The following is a 16,571-nucleotide window of genomic DNA, read 5'->3' as shown; positions in this document are numbered from 1 at the left end:
ATATTCAAAAAATGAGAAGAGGGAAGTCATGAGCACGGAAAACAAGGACTATGTCAGCTTTCAACACGTTAAGAAAACCTACGATGGCACGAATTTGGTGGTGAAAGACTTCAACTTAGATATTACTCCTGGAGAGTTCGTTACTATGTTGGGGCCGTCAGGATCGGGCAAGACCACTTGCTTGATGATGCTAGCAGGCTTTGAAACTGCGACCGGTGGAGACATTTATATCGATGGCGTTCCTGTCAATCATCTCGCGCCGCACAAGCGCGATATTGGTATGGTGTTTCAAAACTATGCGTTGTTTCCACATATGACCATTGCTGAGAATCTTGCGTTTCCTTTAAAGGTGCGAAAACTCGACAGTGACACGATTCAAAGCAAAGTTCAGAGTGTATTAGAAATGGTCGAGCTTGAGCATGTTGCGACTCGATACCCGAAGCAGTTATCAGGTGGTCAACAACAGCGTGTTGCGTTAGCGCGAGCATTAGTGTTTGAGCCTAAACTCGTGTTGATGGATGAACCACTAGGCGCGTTAGATAAGCAGCTGCGTGAGCAAATGCAGATGGAAATTAAACATTTGCATGAAAAGCTTGGCATTACCATTTTGTATGTGACGCACGATCAAGACGAAGCTCTCACTATGTCCGACCGTATTGCGGTTTTTAATCACGGCGAAGTGCAACAACTCGCGACACCAACCGAGCTTTATGAATCTCCGAGTAATACGTTTGTTGCGCAGTTTATCGGAGAAAACAACCAACTCTCAGGTTTAGTCAAAGAGTGGAACGGAAAGTATTGCCAAGTGCTCGTTGGGAAAGAGTTATTTACTGCGAAACCTGTCAGAGTCTCTGAGCAAGGGCAGAGAACAACACTTTCCATTCGACCAGAAAAGATTGTTATTCAACCAGAGAAAGCGTCTTGTGAGAACCAAGTCTCGGGCGTCCTACGAGAATTGATTTATCACGGTGATCATTATCGTCTGGTCGTCGAAGTAGAGAGCGTTGGTCACTTCATCGTTAAAGTACCTAACGATAATCGTAAACACTTGCAGTTAACGCCTGGCTCAATTTGTCGTATTGGTTGGCAAAGTGACGATTGCCATGCTCTTGATGGGACACAAACTCAAAGTAGCGAGGTAGCAGCATGAGTCGAGAGCTAACCGCATTAGATTCTGTATTGGAAATCGAACGCCAAGTTCATGAGCAAGAAACCAATCTGAAAGCGCAGCTGCAAAAGGCAGAGCGCCGAAAAAAGCTTCGCTCCATTATGCTCACAACGCCATTGGTGTGTTTTATTCTGCTTACGTTTGCTTTTCCTATCCTCGACATGCTTTTTCGAAGCGTGGATAACCGAGAAATATCCCAGTCACTCCCACAAACTATTCAAGCTTTAGAAAGTTGGGATTATCAAGGTCAGCCTCATCAAGAAGTCATTGAGGCATTCTCTGTTGAGGTACTTGCGCTTTATCAAAGCAAAGAGCTACCGAAAATAGCCAACCGGATGAATATTGAAGAGTCTGGTATGCGCAGTTTACTCATGAAAACCGGCAGAAAGTTGTCTCGGTTGACGTCGCTGCCGATCTCGGTGACACAGCTAGCTAAGCTGGATAAGCGTTGGGCTAATCCTAAATATTGGGCGGCGTTTAAGAATCTTAGTGGCGCATTAACATTCAGTCATTATCTTGCAGCGCTAGACTTGCAAGTGAATGAGTTTGGAGACATTGAGCCCCAACCAGAAAAACGCCAAATATACGTCGACCTTTTCTTTAAAACTTTTTGGATGTCTATCTCAATCACCTTAATTTGTTTGGTGATGGCGTACCCCGTTGCTTACCTGCTTGCCAATTTACCTGATAAGCGCGCGAACTTACTTTTAATTATTGTGCTGCTGCCATTTTGGACATCATTATTAGTCAGAACCACGTCTTGGATTGTTCTGCTGCAAAACCAAGGGGTCATTAATGATCTCCTTATTTGGTCGGGTTTTACTTCTGAGCGAATTCAGATGATTCACAATACCTTCGGAACGGTGGTGTCTATGGTTCACATTCTGTTGCCGTTTATGATCCTGCCTCTGTATAGTGTAATGAAAGGAATTAGCCCAACTTATTTCCGTGCCGCTCGTTCTCTAGGCGCGACGCCTTTCATTGCGTTCATGAAAATTTATATGCCGCTTACGTTACCTGGGATAGGTGCGGGGGCCTTGCTCACTTTCATTCTTTCTATTGGTTTCTACATTACGCCCGCTTTGGTTGGTGGAAGAAGCGGACAGATGATCTCCAATATGATTGCCTATCATATGCAGACATCACTGAACTGGGGGATGGCTGGCGCATTGGGTGGACTGCTTTTGTTCGTTGTACTGGTTCTGTTTTATATGTTCAACCGTGTGGTTGGCATTAACAACCTTAAGGTAGGGGGATAACCATGGCATTACCAAACTATGCATCAAAAGTAGAGCGAGTTGCTTACGCAGGTTACTTAGCTTTTTGTGGGGTGGTGCTGTTCTTTTTAATCGCTCCAATTCTGACCATCATCCCGTTATCGTTTAATGCAACGCCTTACTTTACTTTTACCGAGGGGATGTTAAACCTTGACTCTGCAGCGTATTCTACTCGCTGGTATCAAGAAATGTTTACTAGTGATCAGTGGCTGTTGGCGCTGAAAAATAGCACGTTCATTGCTTTTATGGCGACACTCGTTGCAACAGGGCTGGGAACTCTGGCGGCGTTGGGTTTAGCAAGTAGTAACTTGCCTTTTCGCAATACGATTATGGCGCTGTTGATCTCGCCCATGATCGTACCAGTCATTATCTCTGCTGCTGCGATGTACTTTTTCTACACACGCCTTGGCTTATCACAAACTTATTTAGGCGTCATTTTGGCACACGCTGCGTTAGGTACGCCTTTTGTCGTCATTACCGTTACTGCGACGTTAAGCGGCTTTGACCATAGCTTGGTAAAAGCGGCGGCTAGCTTAGGAGCAAACCCTGTTTATACTTTCAGACACATTACCTTTCCTCTGATTCGTCCGGGGATGATTTCTGGCGGCTTGTTTGCTTTTGGCACTTCGTTCGACGAGGTTGTGGTGGCGTTATTCCTGACTGGGGCAGAACAAAAAACCGTTCCTAGGCAGATGTGGTCAGGAATTCGAGAGCAAATCAGTCCGACTATATTGGCGGTCGCTACGTTGCTGATTTTTATGTCGGTGTGTTTGCTCGTGACTTTAGAAGTTCTACGTAGGCGTAATGTACGCATTCGAGGCATTCAAGAATAACCAAACTTTTTCTTTGTTGCTCGCTACGCACTTTTGTTTAGGTGCTCCTCAATTTTTGACCAAATGCGCCTCATTGTAGGCGCTTGTCTTTTGTGTTTATCATCAGCGATGACTGACATGTCACTCCTGTAGATTAATGCCAGCCTGCTCGAAACGTGCCAAAGGCGACTTGTTTGATCGCTGATACCAACTAGCTGGCATGTTTGGTTTAAGTCGGGCTTTCTCTTCCTTGCTAATCACAACATAGTGCAAAAACGCATTAAGTGTGGTTACCATCACGTTAAACGTCATTTCCCCATCTTTGCTGATGGATTTCAATAACCCAACGACGGTTTCCTCAGAGACTAACGGTTCAACCACCGCCTTTTTTCGCTCTTTTATTGATGTTGAAGCGGGCAGTCTTGCACGTGCCGTCTCCCAACAAACTTTGTTGGTTTTACTGACAAGGTTGTGCTTGTAGCAGTAGTAACTGAATAAAAAGCGTGGCAGGTTTTGCCAGCGTTCGGCTTGGACTTCTAACCAAAGGTGTTGTAGCTCAATATCAGCGTCGGTCATAAATATTATGGAAGATTATTAAAGTAGTGGCATTCTAACGTTTCATCAGCGATGCCGTCTATTATTCGGTTACTTCCCATCTTTATGTTGACACTTTGATTTTCAATGAAACAGTGACTTCTTATTACTGTAAATAGTGAGTGATTTGTCCAGTTTCTGACATTAGTATTTGACTTGGGTAGTAGAGTGTGGGCGTTTTTTGTTTTGAAGCGTCAATATACATCATCACATACTCACGTCTTACTCTTTCTGAAATAAATACTTTTATCAAAGTAACTGTGTGATTTTCATTCAAATAGTATGTGTTTCATGGTGATGAAAATTCTGTTTATTGCGCTACAATCGAGTGTCGTTCGTAGAATGTAGCCTAATGACGAAAACCTTGCGTCTTCTATCTGGCTTTTTGTGTGCTACTTTTTAATAAGTATCTTTTGGGTGGGTTTTTATGTTTGGAGTTAAAAGAAATGCTGCTATCTCTGGCTTGTACCAAGCGAGTGAACTTAAAGCAAAGCTGTTCTCCAAGGATTTGGAAATCTTAAGACTTAGAGCTGAAACTGAGTTTAATAAAGTGCTTGATGAGCTACTAAGAATTAAAGATAACAATTCAAGGCTTCGTGAAAGTGGGCTTATTGATAAGCTTGAGCAAGAGAAGTCTAAATGGAACAGTGATCAGCTCAAAGACATCGAGCAACGTATAAGTAATGTCGAGTTCTGTATTAAGGATTGTGCTTTATATGTCAGCAACATTGAGTCCCAATTCGCTGAGGATAGCGATTTAGGATATGGTGAATTGAGCAGTCGTTCCCTTGAAGACGAGTTGGAAACACTATCTTTTAGTAAGATCCTTAACGCATCTGCACATGAGTACTTTTATAACTCTAAAGAGTATGAAATGTACCTTGAAAACACACCAAATACCGAATTTTTGCACGCGTTAAAAGAGCAAATTACCGCACTCTTCGACCACAAAGCAGCCTAGAGCCTACAAAAGTATTATCCCATTGTCCGATTCCTTCTTTAGGGGCTTTGATTCGCGAATTTTTATCGACCCACTTTGGAGTATACCTAGCCATTTAACGTGCTGGGTATACTCGTATAACTACACGTTTCTTCTCTAGCCCATCTCTATTTTTTAACAAATACGAATTTTTAAAGCTCACTCCGTGTTCCTTCTGGTACCAAAAACTGATACCGCCACGTCTGGTTGTTAACAAAATGTTTCTTCTTGTCTTGCTAGTAGATTATATGGAGATGCTCTTGCAGTAATAAGGGCAGTGGCGATGCAAAAGACGTAATGCATTTAAGGAAAACTCAATATAGAAGAAATTAGATGGAACTGAAGATTTTGAGTGTCGCGATTGCGACAACATTAACCAGTACTGGCGTATTTGCGTTAAGCGAGCCAGTTTCTCAAGTTACAGAGCAACATGCACATTCGGCTCATACACACGGTGTTGAATCCAATCAAGTTGAATACCAACCAACCGCAACTCTCCCTATTCAGCTCTCCAAGGCAACTCGAGTACAGTCACTTGAAAGCCTTGATGAGTCGAGCACTGCTTGTGATTTGGAAGCATTGGTTACCGAAAGCAGTAACCAATTGATCGGCGAAATTTTAAGTCAGGGCGCGACGTGTGTGAACCAGCTATTCTCTGCTGAAAGTCGGATTCAAGAGTCGGTATTTAGTTCCGATCATATGTACAACATCGCTAAGCACACTACGACCTTGGCGAAGGGTTATATGGGTGGCGGGAGCGATGAACTAGAAACGTTGTTCTTATACTTACGCGCGGGTTATTACGCCGAGTTTTACAATGACAACATCTCATTTATTGAATGGGTCACACCAGCGGTGAAAGAATCAGTGGATGCATTTGTTAACAACGCAAACTTCTACGAGAACAGCGATCGTCACGGCAAAGTGCTTAGTGAGGTCATCATCACTATGGATAGTGCGGGCTTGCAGCACGCGTACTTACCGCAAGTGACCCAGTGGCTTACTCGTTGGAATGATCAATACGCCCAGCACTGGTATATGCGCAATGCGGTTAACGGTGTTTTTACTATTTTGTTTGGTGGGCAGTGGAACGAGCAATTTGTGCAAATAATTGGCAACCAAACGGACCTTGCCAAAGCTTTAGGCGATTTCGCTCTAAGGGCGTCATCAATCGGTGCTGAAGATGAGTTTATGGCCGCGAATGCGGGGCGAGAGCTCGGGCGTTTGACCAAGTATGCGGGTAACGCGAGTTCTGTGGTGAAGAGTCAGCTAAGTCGAATCTTTGAACAGTATGAAATGTATGGTCGGGGTGACGCGGTTTGGCTTGCGGCGGCGGACACCGCCTCATATTACGCAGATTGTAGTGAGTTCGGAATTTGTAATTTCGAAACTGAGCTAAAAGGCTTGGTGCTATCGCAAACTTATACTTGTAGCTCGACAATCCGAATTTTGTCTCAGAATATGACGCAAGAGCAACACGCGGCCGCATGTTCTAAAATGGGCTACGAAGAGGCTTACTTTCATCAGTCTTTAGAAACTGGTGAACAACCAGTAAAAGATGACCACAACACTCAGCTCCAAGTCAATATCTTCGATTCAAGCACTGATTATGGTAAGTACGCAGGGCCAATTTTCGATATTAGTACTGACAATGGCGGTATGTACTTGGAGGGCGACCCTTCCCAGCCGGGGAATATTCCCAACTTTATTGCTTATGAAGCCTCTTATGCGAACGCGGATCACTTTGTCTGGAACTTAGAGCACGAATACGTGCATTACTTAGATGGTCGATTTGATCTCTATGGAGGGTTTAGTCATCCAACTGAAAAAATAGTGTGGTGGAGTGAAGGCATTGCAGAGTATGTCGCTCAAGAAAATGACAACCAAGCAGCACTTGAGACGATTCTAGACGGCTCGACATATACCTTAAGTGAGATTTTCGAGACTACTTATGATGGGTTTGATGTCGATCGAATTTATCGTTGGGGGTACTTAGCTGTACGTTTTATGTTTGAAAATCATAAAGATGACGTAAACCAAATGCTGGTGGAAACGCGCCAAGGGAATTGGAGCAATTACAAGGCCACGATCACCCAATGGGCGAATTTGTATCAAAGTGAGTTTGAGCAGTGGCAGCAAGCCCTTGTCTCAAATGGTGCACCTAATGCAGTCATAACCGCAAACAGTAAGGGGAAAGTCGGTGAAAGCATTACATTTAGCAGTGAAAACAGTACAGACCCAAACGGGAAGATCGTCAGCGTCTTATGGGACTTCGGTGATGGCTCGACAAGTACACAAACCAAGCCGACGCACCAATATGGGAGTGAAGGGGAGTATTCGGTCAGTCTAAGTGTGACAGACAGTGAAGGCTTGACGGCAACCGCCACTCATAGTGTTGTTATCTCAACGTTGGGCGGTAATGACACATTGCCACAAGACTGCGCGGTGCAAAGTAAAGTAAGCGGTGGGCGCCTAACAGCAGGAGAGCCCGTTTGCTTGGCAAATCAACAAACCATTTGGCTAAGCGTGCCAGCGGTGAATGAGAGCTCAAATCTGGCGATAACGACGGGGAATGGTACGGGCAACCTAAAGCTTGAATACAGTAACTCTGGTTGGCCGGATGGTGCTAATCGTCACGGGTGGTCAGATAATATTGGTAATGGAGAGTGTATTACGTTGTCAAATCAGAGTAACTACTGGGGCTACGTTAAAGTCTCTGGTGACTTTGAGAATGCCGCCATCGTCGTTGATTTTGATGCTCAGAAGTGTCGTCAGTAGGGCATTTTAACTGCATCATTTTAATTTAATTGATCGCCTCGCTAACATTGCGGGGCGTTTTTGTTTTTTACGCCGTTATCTCTATAAAAAAACCAGCCCGAAGGCTGGCAAACAAGGAGTTTGAGATGAAAATGAAAACGTTATAAAACTTGCTGATATCCTATTTCTCAATAAGTTGGGTTGTGCGTTGAAGCCAGTTTTTATCTTGCGCATCAAGAAAAGGGCTAAGCGCTTGATAGACTCGTGAATGGTAATGATTGAGCCAGTCTAGCTCTGCTTGATCTAGCATTGATAAGTCAAGGGCGTTGGTCGCAATTGGAGCAAGAGTGATGGTCTCAAAACCGTAAAACGTGCCGAACTCATTTTGTTCTACCTCTACAACTTTAAGAATGTTCTCTATTCTTACCCCGTACTCACCTTCGCGATAAACGCCTGGCTCATTAGTAATGACCATACCCGGTTTTAGTTCAACCTCGTGGTGGCTTTGCGAGAAATTTTGTGGGCCTTCGTGAACATTCAAGCAAATGCCCACGCCGTGTCCAGTGCCGCACTTGTAATCAATACCATGTTGCCATAAGACGCCACGCGCCATGATATCAAGATTGGCACCCGTAGAGCCTTTCATGAATCGAGTCTGAGTCAGTCGGATGACCGCTTTGAGCACCAAGGTATAATCTTTGCGCTGCTTAATGGTCGGTGACCCGAAGTGGAAAGTACGGGTGATGTCTGTTGTCCCGCCAAGGTATTGGCCACCAGAATCGACGAGAAAGAAGTTGCTTTCATTGACTGCCGCATTGCTTTCTTCATCGGCGGCATAATGCATTTTTGCCCCGTGAGCTGCGAAGCCTGCGATAGTGCGGAAACTGTCACTCACATAATGTCGGGTTTGACGGCGATAGTGGTTCAGTTGTGCCTCAGCAGACAATTCTGTAACGAGTCCGCTTGGAACTTGCTCTTCGAGCCAGTTCATAAACCTTACGATTGCCACACCATCATCTGTTAATGCCTGCTCTAGGCAGGTTAGTTCGGTCTCATTTTTTATGGCCTTCATTGCCGTTACAGGGCAAGCCATTGGTTTTAGATTCACATTCCGTTCAATCGAACTCACCAATAAGCTGTCTGTGTGGGTAGGGCTAAAAGCGAGCGATAATCCCTCACATTGCTGATTCAAATACTGACTTACGTAGTTGTAATGGCGAATGTGTACACTCTGCTCGGTCAGCGCTCTTTCAACGTCTTGAGGCAGTTTGGCCTTATCAATAAACAGTGTCGCAAGTGATTGCTCTACGATTAGATAGGCTTCAGAAACTGGGCAGTAATTCGTATCACCACCTCGAATATTCATTGTCCACATGACATCATCTAGCGTTGACACTAATAAGCTATCTACTTGGTTCTCGGTTAACAAAGAACGGATTCTCGCTAACTTATTTTCTGTGTCAACGCCAGCAAAAGCGGTGGGGTGCTCGAATACGGGTGCACTTGGGCGAGGTGGTCTTTCAAGCCAAATCGGTGTGAGCAAATCTAGGTCGAGAATGATCTTAATGTTTTTCGCTTCAAAGGCTTGTTTGAGGCCTTGATAAAAAGCGTAATTGATGGCGCGCCCGTCAACCGCGACAATACTGTTTTCTGGGAGCGTGGTAGCCAGCCATTTGGTAATTGTCGGCGTTTCTGGTTGTTTGGCTTTAAACAGTTCAAGTCCTGTGCCGTGTAACTGTTCTTCAGCTTGAATATAGTAACGACCATCAGTCCACAGGCCACCACCTTGTTGGGTAATGACGACATCGCCTGCTGAGCCGGTAAAACCTGAAATCCAGCTTCGCGCTAACCAATGAACCGCTGAGTATTCACTGTTATGTGGGTCATTGTTGGTCACGATATATGCAGACACGTTGTGAAAGGACATTGCCTCACGCAATAACGTAAGGCGTTGGTTTACTGAGTTAGTATTGTTCATTAAATGGTTCCTAAAGTCATATTTGAGCAATAGATATGATGCTGCTCCGAGCCTGTTTTTATTGGGTTCTGTTGCCCGCATACTTCTGTTGCTTCTGGGCATCGAGTACGAAAAACGCAACCGCTCGGTGGATTAAGTGGAGAAGGAAGGTCGCCGGGCAATAGTTGTATTTCACGGTCACGTGCTAATTGCGGATTAGCTATCGGGACAGCAGATAACAGTGCTTTGGTGTAGGGGTGTTGTGCATCATCAAATACTTTATCGTAACGTCCTACTTCCATAGGTTTACCAAGATACATCACCATAACGCGGTCGCTGATATGGCGCACCACGCTTAAGTCATGCGCAATCATCACCAGTGTTAACCCCATTTCTTGTTTAAGATCATCTAGAAGATTGATGACCTGAGCTTGTATGGAGACGTCTAGCGCACTAACGGGTTCATCACACACGACCAAATCTGGATTGAGAATTAATGCTCTGGCAATGCCCACACGCTGGCATTGACCTCCGGAAAATTCATGTGGATAGCGGTTTCGCTGGCTCGCCAAGAGACCCACTTTATCCATCATAGCGATGACACGCTTTTCTACCTCTGCCCGTTTAAGTTGTGGCTCGTGGGTGAGCAGTGGTTCGGCGATGCATTCTGAGATGGTTAATCTCGGATTCAAACAAGCGGATGGGTCCTGAAACACCATCTGAAATTCTCTGCGTCGAGAGGAAAGCTCTTTTTTACTAAACCCGAGCATGTCTTGACCTTTCCAAGTCAACTCGCCATGTGTAGGTTCAATTAAGCGAAGTAAGGCGCGTGCAAGTGTTGATTTTCCGCAGCCTGATTCCCCCACAATGCCAAGTGTCTCACCTCGGTAAACATCTAAGTCGATACCATTGACCGCTTTCACGATTTTACGTCGACTTGGAATAAGATGACGTGAAACAGGAAAGTGGACGTTTAAATCACGAGCAGACATGAGGACTTCTTTTTTATTCATAACGCCTCCTTAAGCTTTTATTTGAATGGGAGTGATAACACTGGGTGCTTTAACGTGACAGGCAATGGACTGGCTCGTGTTTAATGGAGAAAACCGTGGGGTTTCGTATTGGCAACGCGTCTCTCGATGCTCGCACCGCTCTCTAAACGGACACCCTTTATGGTTAATCAACGCACTTGGTGGGTTACCTGGGATGGTTGGTAAACGCGGCATATCTTCAGTGATAGAAGGAATAGCCTTTAGCAGACCTTGAGTATAGGGGTGCGCAGGTTGAGCGAACAATGTCTCGGTATCGGATTGCTCCATTTTTTGACCACCATACATGACCAATACGCGATCACACATCTCGGCGACGACGCCCATATCGTGAGTGATCAGTAAAATAGCCGTATTGAACTCTTGTTGTAAGTCTCGTAATAGCGTCAAAATTTGAGCCTGAACGGTTACATCTAATGCGGTGGTTGGTTCGTCTGCAATTAACAACTCGGGCTTACACAACAACGCCATCGCTATCATGATTCGCTGACGCATTCCGCCAGATAATTCGTGAGGGTATTGATTCATCCGAGTTTCGGGAGAGGGAATACGCACCGCATCCAACATGTGAATCGATTCCATTTTTGCTTGTTTTCGGCTCATTCCTTTATGAATCATGAGAACTTCACAAAGCTGCTTGCCAATTTTCATGAATGGATTAAGTGACGTCATCGGATCTTGAAAGATCATTCCGATTTTCTCTGCACGGATGCGGTTGAGCTGCTTTTTCGACATCGCGAGTAAATCATCACCGTGGAACATTGCGCTTCCAGACACGGCGCCGTTATCCGCGGTTAACCCCATTAATGCGAAAACAGATTGGCTTTTTCCCGAACCTGATTCCCCAACAATCCCAAGAGTTTCGCCCGCTTTAATCGAGTAGGAGAGATTACTGACCGCTTGCACTTGCCCATCTGGTGTATCGAAGCGCACGTTCATGTTTTCAATAGATAGCATGGGTTTGTCCTTATCGGTCTTTCGGGTCAAGAGCATCACGCAAGCCATCGCCGATGAAGTTAAAACAAAAGAGGGTGGCAACTAAAAACAGAGAGGGAAAAAGCAGCATCCACAATGCCACGTCAATCGTTTTTGCGCCTTCGGAAATTAGGATTCCCCAGCTCGTGTCTGGTGGTTGAACACCAAGCCCTAAGAAGCTTAAAAACGATTCGAACATAATGAATCCAGGTACCATTAAGGAGGAGTAAACCATCACGATCCCAAGCACATTAGGCAGAACATGGCGTCGGACAATTGTCAATTTAGAAACCCCAATAGAGTGTGCGGCTTCGATGAACTCTCGCTTTTTTAGACCGAAGGTGACACCACGTACAACACGGGCAATGCCCAGCCAAGATACCATTCCGATCACGATAAAAATCAGGTAGATGTTGTTGCCAAAAAGGGTAACAAACAGGATAACCATAAACATAAATGGCACCGAATCGAGCATCTCAATAATGCGCATCATTACGCTATCGACAACGCCGCCAAGATAGCCGGAAATACTTCCCCAAATCGTACCAATAACAACGGCGACTAAGGCGCCGACAAAACCCACCAAAATAGAGAGCCTGCCGCCTTGCATCGTGCGAGCAAAGACATCTTGCCCGAGATCATCGGTACCAAAGTAATGGCCACTGCTCAGTGAAGGTTTCCCTAGCTCGTATGGATCGATGAGCACTTCCCAGTCAATTTCATCATGGCCAAAAGCGGCAAGAGAGGGGCCGAAAGTGATGCATAAGGTAATGAAAGCCAAAACATACACTGATGTCATCGCGGCTCTGTTTTTACGAAATCGAGTCCATGCATCCTGCCAAAGACTGCGACCTTCGACGGCTTCAATATTGTCGACGACTTGATCTTGAAGAGCTTGTGTATCCAGTTTTTTGATCGTTAACATGCCGGACTCCTAAACGCGTATACGAGGGTCGATAATCGTATATAGCAAGTCGACCACAAGGTTAAAGAAGATAGTGAGTGAAGCGACAATCAGAGTAATGCCCATTACTAGGCCGTAGTCGCGGTTGAGAGCCCCAGACACAAAGTGTTGTCCCATGCCACCTGTACCAAAGAAAATGTCGATAATCACCGAGCCTGTCACGACAGACACAAACGCAGGGCCGAGCATCGCAACGACGGGAATCAGGGATGGTCGCAAAGCGTGATGGAATAAAATGTAGGTTGTGGACAAACCTTTGGCTTTTGCCGTTCGAATGTATGGTTGGTTGAGCGTTTCAATCATTGCGCCACGCATGACGCGTGCAATACTCGCAATGGAGCCAATCGCCAGGCTAAGCACGGGAAGAACAAGAAAAGCCAGCTTTCCTCCTTCCCAACCACCAGCAGGGAACCAGCCGAGCTGAATGGCGAAGATCATGACTAAAACTGGAGCAAGCACGAAAGCCGGAACCACAACTCCAGTCATCGAAAGTGTCATCAGGCCGTAATCTAGGCGGCTATTTCGGTTCAATGCCGCAATGGTGCCAAGCAACATGCCAAGTGGAACGGAAATGCAAAAGGAGAGTACGCCTAATACTGCTGAAACTGGCCATGATTGTGCGACGAGCTGTGTAACACTGAAGTCTTGATAAACGAAGCTCGGACCGAGATCTCCTTGTATGAAATTACCAATGTAAATCCAAAACTGAGTAAGGAAGGGCTGGTCCAAATGGAATTTTGCTTCGATATTCGCACGTACCACTTCTGGCATAGGCCGTTCCATATCAAATGGCCCCCCTGGTGCAATGTGCATCAGCCAAAATGATGCGAGTGCGATGAATAGAAGCGTGGGGATAGCGATAGCTAATCGCTTAACAATGTACCAAATCATGATCCATCATCCTTTGGTCATCCGAAATCACTTCGAACGGTTATGAATAAAAAATGGTCTGAGCTCAGGTTGCCTTCTCCACCGAGAGATATGAGGAACGGCAAGTAAACATTGAACTTGCCGACTCAGACCGAAAACATGCTTTTAGTGGGCTTTTACATAGACATTCTTGCGGTAGTACGACGACTCAGGGTTTGTCAGTTCGTAGCCGCCCACGTAAGGCTTGATGAGGTATTGATCGTTACCCGGACGATAAATAGGAATAATGGCCATGTCTTCAATCAGCAGGCTTTCTGCTTGTAGATACAGTTCTGATGGGTTGCTCATGGTCTTTGATCGAGCCATTAACTCGTCGTATTGCGGGTTGTTATAACGAGAATCGTTGTACTCGCCACTAGAAACAAAGATATCTAACCACGTAGAGGCTTCATTGTAGTCGGCCGTCCAGCCGCCGCGAGTAATGTCGGTCGGCTCTTTAAGTGCGTAGAACACTTTCGGTTCTAGCTGTTTTATCGTGACTTGCGCACCCAATCGGCTTTTCCACATGCCTGCCATGGTGGTTGCCATTTTTACGTCCATCGAGAAAGTTGGTACGGTAAACGTCAACTTAAGCGGATTGCTTTTATCGTATCCAGCTTCTGACAGTAATTGCTGCGCTTTTTCGATACGTTTATGGCGGTTCCAAGTTGCGAACTCAGGAGTGTGAGATTTAAAACCATCTGTTTGAGGTGGCACAAGGGTATACATTGGAACCCCACCGTTTCTCAAAATAGCACTCGTTAACAGTTGACGGTCAATGGCATATGAGAGGGCTTTACGAACTCGCACGTCTTTTGTTGGCCCTTGTTGAGTGTTGAGGTAATAGAATGTGGAGCCAAGAGACGCACTGGTGCTTGCCACTTCTTGTGGGCGTTGTTGAATTAACTTTTTCTTCTGAGCGGCAGGAATGGAAACCGCTTGGTCTATCTCACCAGCTAGGTAGCGGTTTAGCACTACGTTTGCATCACCAATTGGTAGCCAGGTGACTTTTTCCAGCACTACATTGCTTGCGTCCCAATAATGTGGATTTTTAACCATCACCAGTTTTTCGTTAACTTTCCATTCAGAGACAGTAAACGCACCATTTGTAACGATATGCTCAGGCTGGGTCCAACGGTTGCCATGTTTTTCAATGGTCGCTTTATGAACGGGGGCAAGCACTGGATGACTTAATAGTTTCGTAAAGAAGGGAATAGGCTCTTCGAGTGTTACCTGGAACGTTTTTTCATCCAGCGCCTTCACGCCCAAAGACTCGGGTGCGGCGTCGCCTTTCATAATGGCTTGCGAGTTTTCGATATTTGGAATGGCCGCAAACCAAGCGTAGGGTGAAGCAGTGCTTGGATTCAGTAAGCGTTGCCAGCTGTAGACAAAATCTTGTGCAGTGACCGTTTCGCCATTTGACCATTTTGCATCACGTAAGTGGAAGGTATAAACCGTATTGTTGTCATTGACTGACCAAGACTCAGCAACACCAGGAATGGTTTTACCTTGCTTATCTTGAATGACCAGACCTTCAAACAGGTCTCGACCGAGATTAAAAGCGGGCTCTGCGGCTTGCTTGGCTGGATCAATAGAAGTAACTTCAGCTCCATTGTTTAGCGTAATTTCTTGTGTCTCATCGAGGGTCACTCCTGCGGGATACGGCGCGGCATAGCTTGATGTCGCCAGTATTGGACTCATCATCGACGCTAATAAAAGCAACTTAGGTAATTTCATCCTTGTCTCACTCTTTTCATCCTGAAAGATGCCAAAAATGTATATTGTATAAATTGTCTGCACAATCGAGTTTTAACATTACTGTAACAGGGTGTCGGGTGTTGAGCTGTCTGGTCTCAAAAAGTGAGCTAGGGGAATTTCTTTGAAGATCTGATATCAAGTTGGCATGACGGGAAGTAATTTTGCTTCGATACAAATTAAAATCCCCTTCAAGCACAGGCTAGAAGGGGAAGATAGTCAGTCTGCTCTTCAAAAGGCATGACGTTAACTGACTAGGAAATGTTTCACGAACTCAGTGATTTTGACCATATCACTTACCGCGATAAACTCTTCTGTCGTGTGTACTTTTGCCATGCCAGTTGAAAGGTTGACAGTTGTGAGACCTTTCTTGTTAAAGTTGTTGGCATCGCTACCGCCGCCAGTGCCTTTTGTGAAGGCGTCAATTCCCAACTCTGAAAACGCTGCTTTTATAGCGTTTACGTGTGGGTGGTTTTCTTCAATAACAAAAGCGTCGTAGGCTCGGCTAGATTCAATTTCGACTTCTGCACTGTGTTTTTCACAGACAGACTCTAATGTTGAGATCATATGATTGACCTGAGCATCTAGTTTATCGCCATTCAGGGAGCGTGCTTCTGCCACGATTTTTAATTCAGGCATAACAATGTTTGTGGCCTGACCGCCGTTAACCATACCGATGTTGGCTGTCGTTTCTTCGTCGATGCGAAGCAGCTTCATTTGGTTGATAGCATCAGCCGCCACCATGATCGCACTGATGCCTTCTTCTGGCGCAAGCCCTGCGTGTGCTGGTCGACCTTTGATTTTTGCCATGATCTTTTGCTGGCCTGGGGCTGCGGTCACAATGGTGCCAATAGGGCCACCCGTATCTAACACGATTGCTTCCGTTGAAGTGACGTGTGACATATCGAAGTATTGTGAACCGAATAAACCGCCTTCTTCATACACGGTGAAAGCAAGTTCTAACGTTTTGTGCTCACGGTTTTCCGCTTGAATACAACGAACGGCTTCCATGATGGCAGCAATACCAGATTTATCATCGCCACCAAGAATCGTATTGCCTTTTGAACGGATAACGCCGTCTTCGATGAGTGGCTCAATGCCAATACCTGGAGTGACCGTATCCATATGACAGCTCATTAGAATAGAGCCGTCTTTTTTGCCGTCTAAACGGGCGTACACGTTAAAACCGTTAGAAATGTGCTCAGGTACTGGAAGTTTGCGTATGGTAAAGCCTAGCTCGCCTAGCTGTTCTGCCAGTGTTTCTGCAATTTGTTTTTCGTTTTTTGATTCGCTGTCGATACGTACTAGTTGGCAAAAGTGTTTAACTAGGCGTTCTTGATTAATGTGTGTCATTAGATGTCTCTTTTTCTGATCG

General features: G+C 45.4%; 13 protein-coding genes. 5 read left to right on the top strand and 8 right to left on the bottom strand.

The genetic code is table 11. The annotated features are described in order from the left end of the window. Positions 1 to 28: 28 nt before the first annotated feature. Genes NL626_RS01405 through NL626_RS01395 form a run of 3 tightly spaced genes read left to right on the top strand, consistent with a single transcriptional unit; the run spans position 29 to position 3,278 of the window. Positions 29 to 1,150, top strand: a complete 1,122-nt coding sequence (locus NL626_RS01405; RefSeq protein WP_005377849.1) for an ABC transporter ATP-binding protein — start codon at positions 29 to 31, stop codon at positions 1,148 to 1,150. After that, on the top strand, positions 1,147 to 2,427 hold the full coding sequence (locus NL626_RS01400; protein ID WP_191116081.1) for an ABC transporter permease: 1,281 nt from the start codon (positions 1,147 to 1,149) through the stop codon (positions 2,425 to 2,427). Before NL626_RS01405 ends, NL626_RS01400 begins: the two co-directional genes overlap by 4 nt. Positions 2,428 to 2,429: 2 nt before the next feature. Next, a complete protein-coding gene (locus tag NL626_RS01395) occupies positions 2,430 to 3,278 on the top strand; it encodes an ABC transporter permease (RefSeq protein WP_006741629.1) in 849 nt (282 codons plus the stop codon). Between the two features lie 120 nt (positions 3,279 to 3,398). Here the strand turns inward: NL626_RS01395 and NL626_RS01390 are convergent, their stop codons facing one another. Beyond that, on the bottom strand, positions 3,399 to 3,833 hold the full coding sequence (locus NL626_RS01390) for a hypothetical protein (RefSeq protein WP_042521922.1): 435 nt from the start codon (positions 3,831 to 3,833) through the stop codon (positions 3,399 to 3,401). 445 nt (positions 3,834 to 4,278) lie between these two features. On the opposite strand from NL626_RS01390, the gene NL626_RS01385 reads away from it, so the two are divergent. Together NL626_RS01385 and NL626_RS01380 are read left to right on the top strand one after the other, a co-directional pair. After that, the gene (locus NL626_RS01385; protein WP_047100692.1) at positions 4,279 to 4,812 is read left to right on the top strand and encodes a hypothetical protein; all 534 of its coding nucleotides are present in this window, start codon (positions 4,279 to 4,281) and stop codon (positions 4,810 to 4,812) included. Between the two features lie 351 nt (positions 4,813 to 5,163). After that, positions 5,164 to 7,608: a collagenase gene (locus NL626_RS01380; RefSeq protein ID WP_213893802.1), complete on the top strand. Its 2,445-nt coding sequence runs from the start codon at positions 5,164 to 5,166 to the stop codon at positions 7,606 to 7,608. 160 nt (positions 7,609 to 7,768) lie between these two features. On the opposite strand, the gene NL626_RS01375 is transcribed toward NL626_RS01380, so the two are convergent. The 7 genes from NL626_RS01375 to NL626_RS01345 all read right to left on the bottom strand — a co-directional run bounded on the left by NL626_RS01375 (position 7,769) and on the right by NL626_RS01345 (position 16,549). Then, on the bottom strand, positions 7,769 to 9,565 hold the full coding sequence (locus NL626_RS01375) for an aminopeptidase P family protein (RefSeq protein ID WP_253656918.1): 1,797 nt from the start codon (positions 9,563 to 9,565) through the stop codon (positions 7,769 to 7,771). After that, the gene (locus NL626_RS01370) at positions 9,565 to 10,557 is read right to left on the bottom strand and encodes an ABC transporter ATP-binding protein (protein WP_053306923.1); all 993 of its coding nucleotides are present in this window, start codon (positions 10,555 to 10,557) and stop codon (positions 9,565 to 9,567) included. Before NL626_RS01370 ends, NL626_RS01375 begins: the two co-directional genes overlap by 1 nt. A gap of 9 nt (positions 10,558 to 10,566) precedes the next feature. Further along, positions 10,567 to 11,550 carry an ABC transporter ATP-binding protein gene (locus NL626_RS01365; RefSeq protein WP_053303146.1) on the bottom strand — a complete coding sequence of 328 codons (984 nt, stop codon included), beginning with the start codon at positions 11,548 to 11,550 and terminating at the stop codon, positions 10,567 to 10,569. 10 nt (positions 11,551 to 11,560) lie between these two features. Then, positions 11,561 to 12,493, bottom strand: a complete 933-nt coding sequence (locus NL626_RS01360; RefSeq protein ID WP_248487544.1) for an ABC transporter permease subunit — start codon at positions 12,491 to 12,493, stop codon at positions 11,561 to 11,563. 9 nt (positions 12,494 to 12,502) lie between these two features. Further along, on the bottom strand, positions 12,503 to 13,423 hold the full coding sequence (gene oppB, locus NL626_RS01355; protein WP_253656917.1) for an oligopeptide ABC transporter permease OppB: 921 nt from the start codon (positions 13,421 to 13,423) through the stop codon (positions 12,503 to 12,505). Positions 13,424 to 13,567: 144 nt separating this feature from the next. Beyond that, positions 13,568 to 15,178, bottom strand: a complete 1,611-nt coding sequence (locus tag NL626_RS01350; protein ID WP_253656916.1) for a peptide ABC transporter substrate-binding protein — start codon at positions 15,176 to 15,178, stop codon at positions 13,568 to 13,570. Positions 15,179 to 15,442: 264 nt separating this feature from the next. Continuing rightward, positions 15,443 to 16,549: a M20/M25/M40 family metallo-hydrolase gene (locus NL626_RS01345; protein ID WP_253656915.1), complete on the bottom strand. Its 1,107-nt coding sequence runs from the start codon at positions 16,547 to 16,549 to the stop codon at positions 15,443 to 15,445. Between the last annotated feature and the right edge of the window lie 22 nt (positions 16,550 to 16,571).

This window comes from Vibrio sp. Y58_MX_L22 (assembly GCF_024181865.1).
GTDB classification, from domain to species: Bacteria; Pseudomonadota; Gammaproteobacteria; order Enterobacterales; family Vibrionaceae; genus Vibrio; species Vibrio alginolyticus.
Note: the sequence above shows the minus strand (reverse complement) of the source record. Positions and strands in the feature narration are given on the sequence as shown.

Bases quoted from the DNA above. Each gene is read 5' to 3' on its own strand.
- NL626_RS01390 (WP_042521922.1), bottom strand. From the start codon at position 3,833: ATGACCGACGCTGATATTGAGCTACAACACCTTTGGTTAGAAGTCCAA.
- NL626_RS01405 (WP_005377849.1), top strand. From the start codon at position 29: ATGAGCACGGAAAACAAGGACTATGTCAGCTTTCAACACGTTAAGAAA.
- NL626_RS01370 (WP_053306923.1), bottom strand. From the start codon at position 10,557: ATGAATAAAAAAGAAGTCCTCATGTCTGCTCGTGATTTAAACGTCCAC.
- NL626_RS01380 (WP_213893802.1), top strand. From the start codon at position 5,164: ATGGAACTGAAGATTTTGAGTGTCGCGATTGCGACAACATTAACCAGT.
- NL626_RS01360 (WP_248487544.1), bottom strand. From the start codon at position 12,493: ATGTTAACGATCAAAAAACTGGATACACAAGCTCTTCAAGATCAAGTC.
- NL626_RS01350 (WP_253656916.1), bottom strand. From the start codon at position 15,178: ATGAAATTACCTAAGTTGCTTTTATTAGCGTCGATGATGAGTCCAATA.
- NL626_RS01365 (WP_053303146.1), bottom strand. From the start codon at position 11,550: ATGCTATCTATTGAAAACATGAACGTGCGCTTCGATACACCAGATGGG.
- NL626_RS01375 (WP_253656918.1), bottom strand. From the start codon at position 9,565: ATGAACAATACTAACTCAGTAAACCAACGCCTTACGTTATTGCGTGAG.
- NL626_RS01345 (WP_253656915.1), bottom strand. From the start codon at position 16,549: ATGACACACATTAATCAAGAACGCCTAGTTAAACACTTTTGCCAACTA.
- NL626_RS01400 (WP_191116081.1), top strand. From the start codon at position 1,147: ATGAGTCGAGAGCTAACCGCATTAGATTCTGTATTGGAAATCGAACGC.
- oppB (WP_253656917.1), bottom strand. From the start codon at position 13,423: ATGATTTGGTACATTGTTAAGCGATTAGCTATCGCTATCCCCACGCTT.
- NL626_RS01395 (WP_006741629.1), top strand. From the start codon at position 2,430: ATGGCATTACCAAACTATGCATCAAAAGTAGAGCGAGTTGCTTACGCA.
- NL626_RS01385 (WP_047100692.1), top strand. From the start codon at position 4,279: ATGTTTGGAGTTAAAAGAAATGCTGCTATCTCTGGCTTGTACCAAGCG.